Source organism: Klenkia sp. AC732, assembly GCF_979256525.1.
This window is the reverse complement of record NZ_CEEDOS010000034.1, coordinates 14,245-27,965: the sequence shown is the minus strand read 5'-3', so window position 1 is coordinate 27,965 and position 13,721 is coordinate 14,245. Positions and strand designations below refer to the sequence as shown.

Annotated in this window: 12 protein-coding genes; 9 read left to right on the top strand and 3 right to left on the bottom strand. The window is 73.9% G+C overall.

The genetic code is table 11. The features are described 5' to 3' along the window. Window positions 1-576: a TetR/AcrR family transcriptional regulator gene (locus AC0IVP_RS15865; RefSeq protein WP_471757750.1), complete on the bottom strand. Its 576-nt coding sequence runs from the start codon at window positions 574-576 to the stop codon at window positions 1-3. A gap of 15 nt (window positions 577-591) precedes the next feature. Between AC0IVP_RS15865 and AC0IVP_RS15860 the strand changes: the two genes are divergently transcribed. Continuing rightward, complete coding sequence (locus AC0IVP_RS15860; RefSeq protein WP_471757748.1) at window positions 592-1,869, top strand: MFS transporter; 1,278 nt, start codon at window positions 592-594, stop codon at window positions 1,867-1,869. On the opposite strand, the gene AC0IVP_RS15855 is transcribed toward AC0IVP_RS15860, so the two are convergent. Beyond that, entirely contained in the window at window positions 1,753-2,604 is an 852-nt protein-coding gene (locus AC0IVP_RS15855; RefSeq protein ID WP_471757746.1) for a class I SAM-dependent methyltransferase, read from the bottom strand. The two genes, AC0IVP_RS15860 and AC0IVP_RS15855, sit on opposite strands and share 117 nt — an antisense overlap. 87 nt (window positions 2,605-2,691) lie before the next feature. On the opposite strand from AC0IVP_RS15855, the gene AC0IVP_RS15850 reads away from it, so the two are divergent. Then, a complete protein-coding gene (locus AC0IVP_RS15850) occupies window positions 2,692-3,555 on the top strand; it encodes a class I SAM-dependent methyltransferase (protein WP_471757744.1) in 864 nt (287 codons plus the stop codon). Next, entirely contained in the window at window positions 3,552-4,511 is a 960-nt protein-coding gene (locus AC0IVP_RS15845; RefSeq protein WP_056299317.1) for a phytanoyl-CoA dioxygenase family protein, read from the top strand. Before AC0IVP_RS15850 ends, AC0IVP_RS15845 begins: the two co-directional genes overlap by 4 nt. Window positions 4,512-4,576: 65 nt before the next feature. Here the strand turns inward: AC0IVP_RS15845 and AC0IVP_RS15840 are convergent, their stop codons facing one another. Further along, on the bottom strand, window positions 4,577-6,121 hold the full coding sequence (locus AC0IVP_RS15840) for a malate:quinone oxidoreductase (RefSeq protein WP_471757742.1): 1,545 nt from the start codon (window positions 6,119-6,121) through the stop codon (window positions 4,577-4,579). Between the two features lie 278 nt (window positions 6,122-6,399). Between AC0IVP_RS15840 and lspA the strand changes: the two genes are divergently transcribed. From lspA to AC0IVP_RS15810, 6 genes are all read left to right on the top strand, one after another. After that, window positions 6,400-6,987 (top strand): signal peptidase II, encoded by a 588-nt coding sequence (lspA, locus tag AC0IVP_RS15835; RefSeq protein ID WP_056299775.1) that lies wholly within the window; start codon window positions 6,400-6,402, stop codon window positions 6,985-6,987. A gap of 20 nt (window positions 6,988-7,007) precedes the next feature. Continuing rightward, window positions 7,008-7,940 (top strand): RluA family pseudouridine synthase, encoded by a 933-nt coding sequence (locus tag AC0IVP_RS15830; protein ID WP_471757740.1) that lies wholly within the window; start codon window positions 7,008-7,010, stop codon window positions 7,938-7,940. Between the two features lie 21 nt (window positions 7,941-7,961). After that, window positions 7,962-8,747, top strand: a complete 786-nt coding sequence (locus AC0IVP_RS15825; RefSeq protein ID WP_056299319.1) for a CPBP family intramembrane glutamic endopeptidase — start codon at window positions 7,962-7,964, stop codon at window positions 8,745-8,747. A gap of 5 nt (window positions 8,748-8,752) precedes the next feature. Further along, a complete protein-coding gene (locus AC0IVP_RS15820) occupies window positions 8,753-9,199 on the top strand; it encodes a GNAT family N-acetyltransferase (protein ID WP_471757738.1) in 447 nt (148 codons plus the stop codon). A gap of 205 nt (window positions 9,200-9,404) precedes the next feature. Further along, the gene (dnaE, locus tag AC0IVP_RS15815) at window positions 9,405-12,968 is read left to right on the top strand and encodes a DNA polymerase III subunit alpha (protein ID WP_235564934.1); all 3,564 of its coding nucleotides are present in this window, start codon (window positions 9,405-9,407) and stop codon (window positions 12,966-12,968) included. Then, window positions 12,965-13,702 (top strand): hypothetical protein, encoded by a 738-nt coding sequence (locus AC0IVP_RS15810; RefSeq protein ID WP_471757736.1) that lies wholly within the window; start codon window positions 12,965-12,967, stop codon window positions 13,700-13,702. Before dnaE ends, AC0IVP_RS15810 begins: the two co-directional genes overlap by 4 nt. Window positions 13,703-13,721: the final 19 nt, after the last annotated feature.

Genomic DNA, 13,721 nt, shown 5'->3' with positions numbered 1-13,721 from the left:
TCAGCCGGTGACGCCGGCCAGCACGGCCTCGGCGGTGCGCCGACCCCGGGCCACCGCGTCGGCCGGTGCCTCCCGCAGGTGCATCGCCAGGGTGCCGGTGACCACCAGCAGCAGGGCGTCGGCCAGCTCGCCGGCCCGGCCCCCGGCGACCGGGCCGGCCAGCTCGGTCAGCCGCCCCCGCAGCAGGGCGGTGTCGGCGGCCAGTGCGGCGGTGGCGGTGGGGTCCTCGGGCGGTGCGCCGGCGGCGGCGTCCAGGAACGCGCACCACCGGGCCGGGGACCCGTCGCGCCGGAAGTCGGCCAGGCAGTCGAAGACGGCCAGCAGCCGGCCGCGGTCGTCGTCGGCGGCCGCCACGGCGGCGGACCAGGCGGCGTCCCACCGGGCCAGCCGGGCGTCGAGCACGGCGGCGTGCAACCCGGCCTTGCTGCCGAAGTGGGCGTAGAGCGTGGCCGGGGCGACGTCGGCCCGGGCCAGCACCGCGTCCACCGGGCAGCCGGGTCCGAGGGCGGCGAAGAGCTCCTCGCCGGCGTCGAGCAGGCGCTGGCGGGCATCGGGTCGCATCGGCACGAGGACCATGTAACCATCGTTTCAATGAAACGACCGTTATGGACGCCGTTCGTACCCGCCGCCACCGCACTGATCGCCTGCACCTACGGGCTGGTCCGCTACGTCTTCGGGCTCACCGTGCCGGCCGCCCAGCAGGACCTCGGGCTGTCCACCGGCGCGGTCGGGGTGGTGTCCGGGCTGACCTCGGTCGCCTACTGCCTGGCCGCCGCGGTGGCCTTCGCCTGCTGCCAGCGCTGGCCCCGCACCGTGGTGGCCGCAGCCGGCGGGGTCGCCGCAGCCGGCTCCCTGGGGGTCGCCGTCGCCGGGTCCGCCACGCTCTTCGCCGCTTCGGTGGTGCTCGCCAGCGCCGGGGCCGGCGCAGCCTCCCCGGGCCTGGTCGTGCTGGTCCGCCGCGCGGTCCCCGGGCCCGACGAGCCGCGGGCACAGGCCGTGGTCAACGCGGGCACCGGGCCCGGCCTGGTCGCTGCCGGTGCGGTCGCCCTGCTGCTCGCCCAGCGGTGGCAGGCGGGCTGGCTGGTCGCCGCGGTGGCCACCGCGCTGGTCACCGTCGCGGTGCTGGCGCTGTCCCGGGGAGCCGCCGGGGGACCCGTGCACCGCGTCCGGCCCGACGTCGGGCCCGGCTGGGTCGGACCCCTCGTGGTCGCCGTCCTGCTGGGCGCGGGGAGCGCGGCGGTGTGGACCCACGGCCGGGCGGTCCTCGAGGACCGCGGTCTCGTCCCGGACGCCGCGGTCGGGGTCTGGGTCTGCCTGGGCGTCGGCGCGACCGGGGCCGCCTGGGCGGCCCCGCGGCTGCTCCGGGCCGGCGTCCCGACGGCGATGACGGGCTCGCTGCTGCTGACCGCCGCCGGCACCGCCGGGTTCGCCGTCCCCCCGGTCGGCCCGGTGCCCGCGGTGGCCGCGATCGCCTTCGGGCTGGGCTTCACCGCGGCCACCTCGGTGCTGATCGGCTGGGCCGCGGAGGTGTCCGCCACCCCCGGCCCGGCCGTGTCGGCGTTCTTCGTGGCCCTGCTGCTGGGTCAGGGCGTCGGTGCGCCGGTCGCCTCGGCGCTGCTGGGACGAGGTGTCCCGGTGGCCTTCGGCGCGGCAGCCGTGGTGGTCCTGGTCGCGGCCGGCGTCACCCGGGCGACCACCCGCGGCCCAGGACCCTGCGGCCGTCGCGCCTCAGGAGGCGACCGCCCTGACGCCTCAGGAGGCGACGACGAGGTCCACCGGGTGCGGCGCGACCAGCCGGTCGCCGTCCCGGCTGCTGACCGCGACCAGGGCGTCCAGCAGTACGGCGTGGGTGTCGGCGTCCAGGCCTGAGCAGTCCGCCCCCACCAGGAAGTCCAGCACCTCGCGGCCGGTCGCCGAGTCCCGGTCCAGGCAGTCGGTGACGTCGAGCCGGCCGGCCAGCCGCGTCGTGGTCCCGGCCAGGCCGGCGGCGGCGAGGGCAGCGGGCAGCTGGTCGCTCCACCAGCGGTGGCTGCCCGGACCGACGGCCTCGGTGAGCTGGTTGAGCTCGGCGAGCGGCGCCAGTGCGAGGACGAGGACGCCGCCGGGCAGCAGCCGGTCGCGGGCCGCGTCGAGGGCCTCGGCCAGGTCGGGCACGTAGTAGAGGGAGTGCACCGCGAGGACGACGTCGAAGGGCTCGTCGCCGACGGTGTCGGCCAGCGAGTCGAACGTGCCCTCGTGCAGCACGGCCTCCCCGGCGTGCCCCAGGGCGCGTTGGAGCCGGTCCCGGCAGCGGGCGCCGACGGCGCCGTCCGGCTCGGCGGCGACCCAGCGCAGCCGGCCGCGACCGGGCGCGAGCCCGGCGGCCAGCGGGGCGTCCAGGCTGCCGTCCCCGGGGCCGATGCTGAGCACCGACCGGGGTGCCGTGCCGGGCAGTGCGTCGTCCAGGAGGGTCCCGAGCCGGTCGGCCAGCAGGGCCCGCTGGTCGCTGTGTGCCTCGTAGGTGCGGTGGGCGCGCGCGTAGGCGGTGGCGTCCAGGGGGCGGAGTCCGGAGCCTCCCGCGAGGGTGCTGCGCAGCAGCTCGAGCGGGGTGGCGAGGCTTGTCACGCCCGGAACACAACCACACCGAGCTGCGTAATCGTTCTTGACGCAGGTGCGCTGGACAGCGGGCGCGGTGGGGCGCAGAGTCCTTGCGTGCCCCCACCAGTCAGCACCACCACCGACACCGTGTCCGCGAGCCTGGCCCACTGGTCGGAGTCCGGCCGCCGCGGCATGGAGGCCTTCTACGCCCTCGCCACCGAGGACTACCGGCAGCTCGCCCTCGCCCGTGACTGGGCCGGCACGCTCGCCGACCTCGCCGCCGGCGGTGACCGCGTCCACCTGCTCGACGTCGCCTGCGGCAGCGGCAAGTTCCCCACCGCCCTGCTCGCCACCGAGCCGGTCGCCGCCCTGGCCGGGTCCCTCACCGTCGAGACCGACCTGCTCGACCCCTCCCGCTTCAGCCTGGACGAGGCCCGCGGCACGCTCGCGCCGCCCTTCGAGGGCGCCGCCGACCACGAGTGCACGCTGCAGGACCTCGTCGTCCGGGACGGCGGGTGGGACGTCGTCTGGTCCACCCACGGGCTGTACGCCCTGCCGCAGGCCGACCTGGCTGCCGGGATGACCCGGTTCGTCGAGGCCATCGCCCCCGGCGGTCTTGGCGTCGTCGCCCAGGCCACCAGCGCCTCCCACTACCTCGTCGTCGACGAGGCGTTCCGGCGGTCCTTCGACCCCGCCGGCGTCCGGACGCCGTACACGTCGGCCGAGCAGGTCCGCGAGGCCCTGGAGGCGCTCCCGGTCACCGTGACCGAGGAGCTGCTGACCTACCGCACGTCGGTCACCCAGGACGACCGGGAGACCGCCGAGGGCTTCCTGCAGCGCTGCGTCTTCGACGACTCGGTGTCCCTGGACCAGATGCTCGCCGACCCGGTCGTGGGGGGCTACCTCGCCTCCTGCGTCGAGGACGGCCGCTGGGTCTTCGACCACCAGGTCGCCCTCCTCACGGTGCGTCACGCGTGAGCGGCAACGTCTCCCAGTCCCACGCCGCGCGCGACGGGCTGGACACCGCCTGGACCGGTGACAACAACGAGTGGTGGGACTGGTACCTGACGCTGGCCGACAACGGCGGCGACCAGGGGCCCCTCACCGAGGTCGACGAGCCGGCCCGGCTGCCCGAGCCCGGTGCCGACGAGCTGGACGCGCTGCTGGCCGAGGTCTACCCGGTCACCGCACAGCAGCGGGAGTCCTTCGCCCGGGACGGCTTCGTCAAGCTGCCCGCGGTGCTGCCGCCGGCCGCGGTCAGCCGGCTGCGCCGGCTGCTGGTCGAGCACCTGGAGGCGGCCGGCCGCGACCGGCCCGAGGGTCGGTTCACCAGCGACGAGCTGATGTGGACGCACTCGGCAGAGATCGCCGCCTTCGTGCTCAGCCGCCGGCTCGGCCGGATCGTGGCCGACCTGCTCGCCGTCGACGACGTGCGGGTCTACCACGACAACGTGCTGGCCAAGGAGCCCGCGTGCGGCCGGACGCCGTGGCACTTCGACGACCACCACTTCCCGATCGACAGCCAGTCGGTCGCCACCGTGTGGATGCCGCTGCAGGAGACCCCGCGCGAGATGGGCCCGCTGTCCTTCGCCCGCGGCGTCGACCTGCACCGCCTGGTCGACGACGTGTCCTTCTCCACGAAGGACGCCAGCTACGACCGGGCCGTGTCCGGCGCCTTCGCCGAGTCCGGCGTCTCGGTCGAGGACGGGCCCTTCGCCCTGGGGGAGATCTCGGTGCACTCCAGCCTGTGCTTCCACACCGCCGGCCCCAACCGCACGACGGCGCCGCGGATGGTGCTGGCCACCACCTACTTCGCCGACGGCGCGAAGGTGGTGCCCTCGCCGACCCTGGTGTCGGGGGAGTGGCAGCAGTTCCTCCCCGGGGCGCAGCCCGGTGAGGTCATCGACACCCCGATGAACCCCGTCGTCTCCTAGCGCGTCGAGCCGGGACGACGAGAGCCCCCCGTCCTCGCGGACGGGGGGCTCTGCACGTCGCCGGCTCAGTGCTGGGCGGCGAGCTCCACCGGTCCGGTGAGCTGCAGCGTGGCGGTCGTCTCCTCGCGGACCTCGCGCATCAGGGCCGCGTCGTCCGACAGCTTCCGGCCGTAGGACGGGATGGCCTCGCGCAGCAGCGGGGCCCAACGCTGCTCCTGGTCCGGGAAGGCCCGACGGAGCAGGTCCAGCATGGCGGCCACGGCGGTCGAGGCGCCGGGGGAGGCCCCCAGCAGACCGGCGATGGAGCCCTCGGCGCCGACGATCAGCTCGGTGCCGAACTGCAGGACGCCGCGGCCCTTCTCGTCCTGCTTGATGACCTGCACGCGCTGACCGGCGGTGATCATCTCCCAGTCTTCGCCGTCGGCGGTGGGCACGAACTCCTCGAGGGCCTCGATGCGGTCCGAGGGGCGCTGCAGCACCTGGCCGATGAGGTAGCGGGTCAGTGCGGTCTGGGTGCGGGCGACACCGAGCATGGAGCCGATGTTGCCCAGCCGTACCGACCGCGGGAGGTCCAGCCAGGACCCGGCCTTGAGGAACTTGGGCGAGAAGCCGGCGTAGGGGCCGAAGAGCAGCGACTGGTCGCCGTCGATGGCCCGCAGGTCCAGGTGCGGCACCGACATCGGCGGCGCACCCACGGCGGCCTGGCCGTAGACCTTGGCCTGGTGCCGGGAGACCAGCTCGGGGTTGCGGGTGCGCAGGAAGAGCCCGGAGACCGGGAAGCCGCCGAAGCCCTTGATCTCGGGGATGTCGGCGCGCTGCAGCAGCGGCAGGGCGCCGCCGCCGGCCCCGACGAACACGAAGCCCGCGCTGACGGTGAACTCCTGGCCGCTGGCGTGGTGCCGGGCGGTGACGTCCCAGCGGCCGTCCGCGGTGCGCTTGAGGTCCTGCACGCTGGTCCCGGTGTGCACGGCCAGGCCGCGGTCGCTGCCCTGGCGCAGCAGCAGCCGGGTCAGCGAGCCGAAGTCGACGTCGGTGCCGGCGGTGGAGCGGGTGGCGGCCACCGGCTGCGCGGGGTCGCGGCCCTCCATCATCAGCGGCACCCAGGAGGCCAGCTCGGACTGCTCGGTGGTGAGCTCGAGCTCCTCGAACAGCGGGGAGGCGGTGAGGGCCTGGTGCCGGGCCCGCATGTAGCGCTGGCCCTCCTCGCCGTGCACAAAGCTGATGTGCGGCACCGGCGTGATGAAGTGCTTGGGGGAGTCGGTGAGGCCGCTGCGCACCAGGTGAGACCAGAACTGGCGCGAGACCTGGAACTGCTCGTTGATCGTGATCGCCTTGCTCGGGTCGACCACGCCGTCCTTGCCGGCGGGCGTGTAGTTCAGCTCGCACAGCGCGGAGTGGCCGGTGCCGGCGTTGTTCCAGCCGTCCGAGCTCTCCCCGGCGACGTGGTCACCGGCCTCGAACAGGGTCACCGACCACTGGGGGGCCACGATGCCCAGCAGGGCAGCCAGCGTCGCGCTCATCACCCCGCCACCGACCAGGACGACGTCCGGCCGGGACGCATCGGGGATCACGGGGGTGCTGCGGGGGGCGCTGGTCGCGGGGGTGGTCACGAGGGCCTTCCTGTGGGCGCGCTGCTGCGGCGGTGCAGCGTCGGTGCTGTCAGGGGGAGCGGGATCGCCGATCCGACCGCCATGTTCGTCCCCCGCGCGGGTCAGCACGCAGTCCGGGTGGTGTGACCCTCGCCATGCCACCGCCGTGCCACCGCCGTGCCACCGCCCTGCCACGGCCCTTCCACCGCCCTGCCGCCGTGGTGCCACCGTGGTGCCGGCCTGCTGTGTCGTCCGCCGTCCTGCCTGCTGCGGGGGTCGCGGTCGGTACCGTCGCCCGCGTGGCCGAGGACCCCAGCACCCCCGAGACGACCGCGAGCACGCCGGCGGGCCGGCCCTCGCGGACCCGGCTGCTGATCGGCCTGGCCCTCGGGGTGTTCGCGCTGGACCTGGTCACCAAGCTCGCCGTCGTCGCCCTGATCGGGCCGGCGGAGAACATCCGCACCCTGGGCGGGCTGGTGTACCTCACCAACTACCGCAACACCGGCGCGGCCTTCTCCTTCGCCGAGGGCGCCACCGTGGTGTTCAGCCTGATCGCCGCCGTCGTCGTGGTCGTCATCGTGCGGGTGGCCCGCCGGCTGTACAGCACCGGCTGGGCCGTGGCCCTGGGCCTGGTCCTGGGCGGAGCCGTGGGCAACCTGGTGGACCGGGTGTTCCGCGACCCGGGCTTCCTGCGCGGCGGCGTCGTGGACTTCGTGTCCCTGCTGGAGCCCGACGGCGGCTTCTACCCGATCTTCAACGTGGCCGACTCCGCCATCGTCTGCGGCGGCGTGCTGGGCGCGGTCCTCGCCCTGCGCGGCATCGAGTTCGACGGCTCCCGCGACCGCGGTGGGGAGAAGGCCACCGACGACGGGCCGACCACCCCCTGATCATCGGTCACAATGGCGGGGTGACCGCCAGCCTGCACCGTGAGCTCCCGGTGCCCGACGGCCTGGAGGGCTCCCGCGTCGACCAGGCGCTGTCCCGCCTCTTCGGGCTCACCCGCACGGTCGCCGCCGACCTCGCCGACGCCGGCGCCGTCCTCGTCGACGGCCGCGCCCGCGGCAAGGGCGACCGGCTGACCGCCGGCAGCTGGCTGGAGGTCGAGCTGCCGCCCCCGCCCGGGGAGCCCGCCGCCCCCAAGCCCGTCACCGGGATGCGCATCGTGCACGACGACGACGACGTCGTGGTCATCGACAAGCCCGTCGGGGTCGCCGCCCACGGCAGCCCCGGCTGGGACGGGCCCACTGTCGTCGGCGGGCTGGCCGCAGCCGGCTACCGGGTGTCCACCAGCGGCGCCGAGGAGCGGCGCGGCATCGTGCACCGCCTGGACGCCGCCACCACCGGGCTGATGGTCGTGGCCAAGAGCGAGCACGCCTACACCGTGCTCAAGCAGGCCTTCAAGGAGCGCACCGTCGACAAGGGCTACCACGCCCTGGTCCAGGGCCACCCCGACCCGTCCCGCGGCACCATCGACGCGCCCATCGACCGGCACCCCAAGCACGACTGGCGCTTCGCCGTCGTCAGCACCGGGCGGCCCTCGGTCACCCATTACGACACCCTGGAGGCCTTCCCGGCCGCCTCGCTGGTCGACGTGAAGCTGGAGACCGGCCGCACGCACCAGATCCGGGTGCACTTCTCGGCCATGCGGCACCCGCTGGTCGGGGACATGGCCTACGGCGCGGACCCGACGCTCGCTGCCCGGCTGGGCGTGTCCCGGCAGTGGCTGCACGCCATGCGGCTGGGCTTCGCCCACCCCGCCGACGGCCGCTGGGTCGAGTTCACCAGCACCTACCCCGACGACCTCGCCGGGGCGTTGGGCCGGCTGCGCGACGAGGCCTGACCCGGGGGACGTGCGCACACCGTGACCGGCCTGCCCGACTCCCTCGCCGACTTCGGCCCGGCCCAGCTGGCCGCGGTCGTGATCGCCGGGTACCTGGTGGTGGGCGAGCCGTTCGTGGGCCACGTGCTGCACCGCCGGTTCGAGGACCGGATGCGCACCGACGCCCGGGCCCGGCGGTCGTTCTACCGGCGGCTGCTGGTCCTGGAGTGGGGCCTGGCCCTGCTCGTGCTGGTGGTCTTCCTGGCCGCCCCGGACGTCGACGGCGGGCAGCTCGGCCTGCGCTGGCCGCAGCAGTGGCCCGGCGTCGTCACCACGCTGGCCTGCCTGCTGCTGGTCGGGTTCGTCGGCGTCTCCACCCGGGCGCTGCGCTCGGGCGCCCTGGCCACCGCGCCGCCGCCCCGGCCCAGGCCGGGCGAGGGCCGGCACAGCGAGCCGCCGGTGCAGTCCACCGTCGCCCTGCTGCCCCGCTCGGTGCCCGAGCGGCGGCTCTTCGCCCTCGTCGGGGTCACCGCCGGGGTGTGCGAGGAGTGGCTCTACCGCGGGTTCTTCCTCGCCGTCGTCGCGGCCGTGGCGCCCACGCTGCCCACCGGCGGGCTGGTCGTCGTGGCCGCGGTCGCCTTCGGCCTGGCGCACGCCTACCAGGGCATGGCCGGGGTGCTCACCACCGGCGTGCTGGGCGGGGTGCTCGCCGCGCTCTACCTGCAGACCGGCTCGCTGCTGCTGCCCGTCCTGCTGCACGCCGTCATCGACCTGCGGTTCCTGCTGGTGCCGGCCACCGCGCTGCCCGCCGTCCGGACGGCGAGGTGAAGCCGGTGACCGCGCGACTGGCCGGGGCCGCGGACTGGCCGGAGGTCGCGGCCCTGCGGCACCGGGTGTTCGTCGTCGAGCAGGGCGTGCCCGCCGAGATCGAGTCCGACGCCGCCGACGCCACCGCCGTGCACGCGCTGTCCCGCGACGACGCCGGGCGGGTGGTCGCCGTGGGCCGCCTGGTCGAGCGGGAGGGCCGGTGGGTGGTCGGCCGGATGGCGGCCGACCCGTCGGTCCGCGGCCGCGGGCACGGCGCGGCGGTGCTCGCCCAGCTGCACCGCGCGGCCGTGGCACTCGGCGCCGCGGAGGTCGAGCTGCACGCCCAGCTGACCGCCCGCCGGTTCTACGAGCGGGCCGGCTACGTGGCGGTGGGGGAGCCCTACGAGGAGGCCGGCATCGCGCACGTCACGATGCGCCGTGTCCTCGGTGGGGAGCCCGCAGGCCCACCGTGACGGAGTGGTCCTCGTCGCCGGACACGTTCTGTCAGACCCTCGGCGTACACACCGTCAGGTGCGAGGATCGGGGGAGCCCGGTCGGCGCACGCGACACCACGCGCACGACCGCTCGAACGGCCTTCCCCGCCGGTCACCAGCCCCATCCGCCGTCCTGCCCGCACCCCGGTCAGGTCGTCGCGACCCGTGAGGAGCACACCCACCCGTGAGCAGCAGCACCCCGGCCGGCGAGAACTTCGTGCACCTGCACGTGCACACCGAGTACTCGATGCTCGACGGTGCCGCGAAGCTGCCCGAGCTCACCAAGGCCGCGGCCGCCGAGGGCATGCCGGCACTGGCGATGACCGACCACGGCAACGTGTTCGGCGCCTACGACTTCTACAAGCAGGCCAACGCCGCCGGGGTCAAGCCGATCATCGGCATGGAGGGCTACTACACCCCCGGGTCCCGCTTCGACCGCGCCCCGTTCGAGTTCGGCGACAAGCTGATCGACGAGGAGGGCGACGGCGGGTCCAACCGCGGCAAGGCCGCCTACACCCACATGACGTTGCTGGCCCGCACCACCGAGGGCATGCACAACCTGTTCCGGCTCTCCTCGCTGGCCAGCCTCGAGGGCCAGTACCGCAAGCCGCGCTTCGACCGGGACCTCCTCGAGCGGTACGGCACGGGCCTCATCGCCACCACCGGGTGCCCGTCGGGCGAGGTCAACATGTGGCTGCGTGCCGGCAAGCAGGAGCGCGCCCGGCAGGCCGCGGCGGACTTCCAGGACATCTTCGGCAAGGAGAACTTCTACGCCGAGGTCATGGACCACGGTCTCAACATCGAGAAGAAGACCAAGCCGATGCTGCTGGAGATCGCCAGGGACCTCGGCATCCCGCTGCTGGGCACCAACGACCTGCACTACACCCACCGCGAGGACGCCGACGCGCACGACGCCCTGCTGTGCATCCAGACCGGCTCGCGGCTCAACGAGCCCAACCGCTTCAAGTTCAACGGCGACGGCTACTACCTGAAGTCCGCGGCGGAGATGCGGTCGTTGTTCTCCGAGACCCCCGAGGCGTGTGACAACACGCTGCTGGTCGCCGAGCAGTGCGAGGTGTCCTTCACCGAGGGCGCGGACCTGATGCCCCGGTTCCCGCTGCCCGAGGGCGAGGACGAGACCTCCTGGTTCGTCAAGGAGGTCGAGCGCGGGCTGCACAAGCGCTGGCCCGGTGGGGTCATCCCCGACCACGTGCGCAAGCAGGCCGACTACGAGGTCGGGATCATCGTCCAGATGGGCTTCCCGGGGTACTTCCTCGTGGTCGCGGACTTCATCAACTGGGCCAAGGACCAGGGCATCCGGGTGGGCCCGGGCCGTGGCTCGGCCGCCGGTTCCCTCGCCGCGTACGCCATGGGCATCACCGACCTCGACCCGCTGGCCCACGGCCTGATCTTCGAGCGCTTCCTCAACCCCGAGCGCGTCTCCATGCCCGACGTCGACATCGACTTCGACGAGCGCCGGCGCGGTGAGGTCATCCGCTACGTCTCGGAGAAGTACGGCGAGGAGCGGGTCAGCCAGATCGTCACCTACGGCACGATCAAGGCCAAGGCCGCGATCAAGGACGCCGCCCGGGTGCTGGACCGCCCCTACTCGGTGGGCGACGAGCTGACCAAGCTGATGCCCCCGGGCGTCATGGGCAAGGACATCCCGCTGTCGGGGATCTTCGACCCGAGCCACCCCCGCTACAAGGAGGCCTCGGAGTTCCGGGCCCGCTACGAGTCCGACCCCGGCGCCGCCGAGGTCGTGGACCAGGCCCGCAAGCTGGAGGGCCTCAAGCGCCAGTGGGGCGTGCACGCCGCCGGCGTCATCATCGGCCGCTTCCCGCTCATCGACAGCGTCCCGATCATGCGGCGGGAGTCCGACGGCGCGGTCATCACCCAGTTCGACTACCCGACCTGCGAGACCCTCGGCCTGCTGAAGATGGACTTCCTGGGCCTGCGGAACCTCACCGTCATCGACGACGCGCTGCGCAACATCATCACCAACGGCAAGGACCCCGTCGACCTCGACGAGATCAGCAAGGACCTCACCGACCCGAACACCTACGCCCTGCTCTCCCGCGGGGACACCCTGGGCGTCTTCCAGTTCGACGGCGGCCCGATGCGGGCGCTGCTGCGGCTGATGCGCCCGGACAACTTCGAGGACATCTCCGCGGTCGGTGCGCTCTACCGACCGGGCCCGATGGGTGCCAACTCGCACACCAACTACGCGCTGCGCAAGAACGGCCAGCAGGAGATCGTCCCGATCCACCCGGAGCTCGCGGAGTCCCTGGAGGAGATCCTCGGCCAGACCTACGGCCTGATCGTCTACCAGGAGCAGGTCATGGCGATCGCGCAGAAGGTCGCCGGGTACTCCCTGGGTACCGCCGACCTGCTGCGCCGCGCGATGGGCAAGAAGAAGAAGTCCGTGCTGGACGCCGAGTACGTCGGCTTCGAGGCCGGCATGAAGGCCAACGGCTACTCCGCCGCGGCGGTCAAGACGCTGTGGGACATCCTGGTCCCCTTCGCCGACTACGCCTTCAACAAGGCGCACTCCGCGGCCTACGGGCTGGTGTCCTACTGGACGGCCTACCTCAAGGCCAACTACCCCGCCGAGTACATGGCCGGGCTGCTGACCAGCGTGGGCGACGACAAGGACCGCCGGCCGGTGTACCTGGCCGAGTGCCGCCGGATGGGCATCAAGGTGCTCCCGCCCGACGTCAACGAGTCCTCCTGGGACTTCACCGCCGTCGGCAACGACGTGCGCTTCGGCCTGGCCTCGGTGCGCAACGTCGGGCACAACGTCGTGGACTCGATCCGCCGAGCCCGGGAGGAGAAGGGCGCCTTCCGCGACTTCTCCGACTTCATGCGCAAGATCGACACGGTCGCCTGCAACAAGAAGGTCATCGAGTCCCTGGCCAAGGCCGGCGCCTTCGACTCCCTGGGCCACTCCCGGCAGGGGATCGCGGCGATCCACGTGCAGGCCGTGGACTCCGCGATGGGCCTCAAGCGCAAGGAGGCCGAGGGGCAGTTCGACCTCTTCGGCGGCGGCGACCTCGGCGCCGACGACCCGCTGAACGCGGCCCTGGACATCGCCATCCCGACCGCGGACTGGTCCAAGTCCGAGCGGCTGGTCTTCGAGCGCGACATGCTGGGCCTCTACGTCTCCGACCACCCGCTGCACGGCGTGGAGCACGTGCTCACCAGCCACGCGGACACCGCGCTGGCCGAGATCATCTCCGGCGGGGTCGAGGACGGCGCCAACGTCACCGTGGCCGGCATCCTCACCGCGGTGTCGCCGCGGACGAACAAGCAGGGCGCGCCCTGGGCGATCGCCACCATCGAGGACCTCGAGGCCGGCATCGAGGTGCTCTTCTTCCCCAAGACCTGGGTCGAGGTGCAGGACAAGGTGGCCCGCGACCAGATCGTCGTGGTCAAGGGCCGCATCTCCCGCCGGGACGACACCCCGTCGTTGTTCGGCTCCGAGGTGACCGTCCCCGAGCTGACCGAGGGCCCGCGCGGGCCGGTGCTGGTCTCCATGCCCGCCGCCCGGTGCACCCCGCCGGTGGTCGAGCGGCTGCGTGAGGTGCTGGGCAGCCACCCCGGGACGACGGAGGTGCAGCTCAAGCTGGTCAACGGCCAGCGCGAGACCGTGCTGCGGCTGGCCGAGGGCCTGCGGGTCCGCCCCAGCACCGCGTTGATGGGCGACATCAAGGCACTGCTCGGGCCCACCAGCGTGGCGCTGCTGTGAGCCTGTCCGCCGACGGTCCGGGCGCGGCCGCACCGGTCCCGGTCACACCGCCGGCAGCCGTGCCGGTGGGGGTGCCGGGCCTGCGCGGCAGCCGCGACGACGCCTCGGTCGGGCTGCGGGTGGTCCTGGCGCTGCTGGTGCTGGGCGCGCTCGCCGGGCTGGTCTGGGTGTGGCTGGCGCCCCGGGTGGACTTCCGGGTCACCTCCACCGACGGCGGCGTCGAGGTCGTCGGCGGCGGGCTGGTCAGCCCCGAGCTGTTCATGAGCGACGACGGCGTCTACGTGCTGGTGCTGGCCGGGCTCGGCCTCCTGGCCGGGCTCGTCGGCTGGTTCGTCCTCCGCGCCCGGCGCGGGGTGGTGCTGCTGTCCTGCCTGGCCGGCGGCATGCTGCTGGCCTCCCTCACCGCCTGGCAGGTGGGGGCGCTGCTGGGCCGTGGGCCCACCGCCGACCAGCTGGCCACCGTGGGCACCGTCGTGACCACCGCGGTCGACCTCAACGCGCTGGCCGCGCTCGCCGTGGGCCCGTTCACCGCGGTCGTGGTCTACCTGGTCGCCACCGTGCTCACCTCACGCGACGACCTGGGCCGCGCCGACCCGGCCGACCCTGCCGCCCCGTCGTACCCCGGCGCGTCCTCGTCGTCCGGCGGCCACGTGACCGGTGACCAGCCGTGGACAAGCGGTCCGCCCACAGCACCAGGGCCGATCACGCCGCGCGGGACCACCCAGCCCCGCTGACCGGGGCCGCGACCAGGCA

Excerpts from the sequence above, each read along its gene's own strand:
- AC0IVP_RS15865 (WP_471757750.1), bottom strand. The coding sequence starts at position 576 with ATGGTCCTCGTGCCGATGCGACCCGATGCCCGCCAGCGCCTGCTCGAC.
- AC0IVP_RS15860 (WP_471757748.1), top strand. The coding sequence starts at position 592 with ATGAAACGACCGTTATGGACGCCGTTCGTACCCGCCGCCACCGCACTG.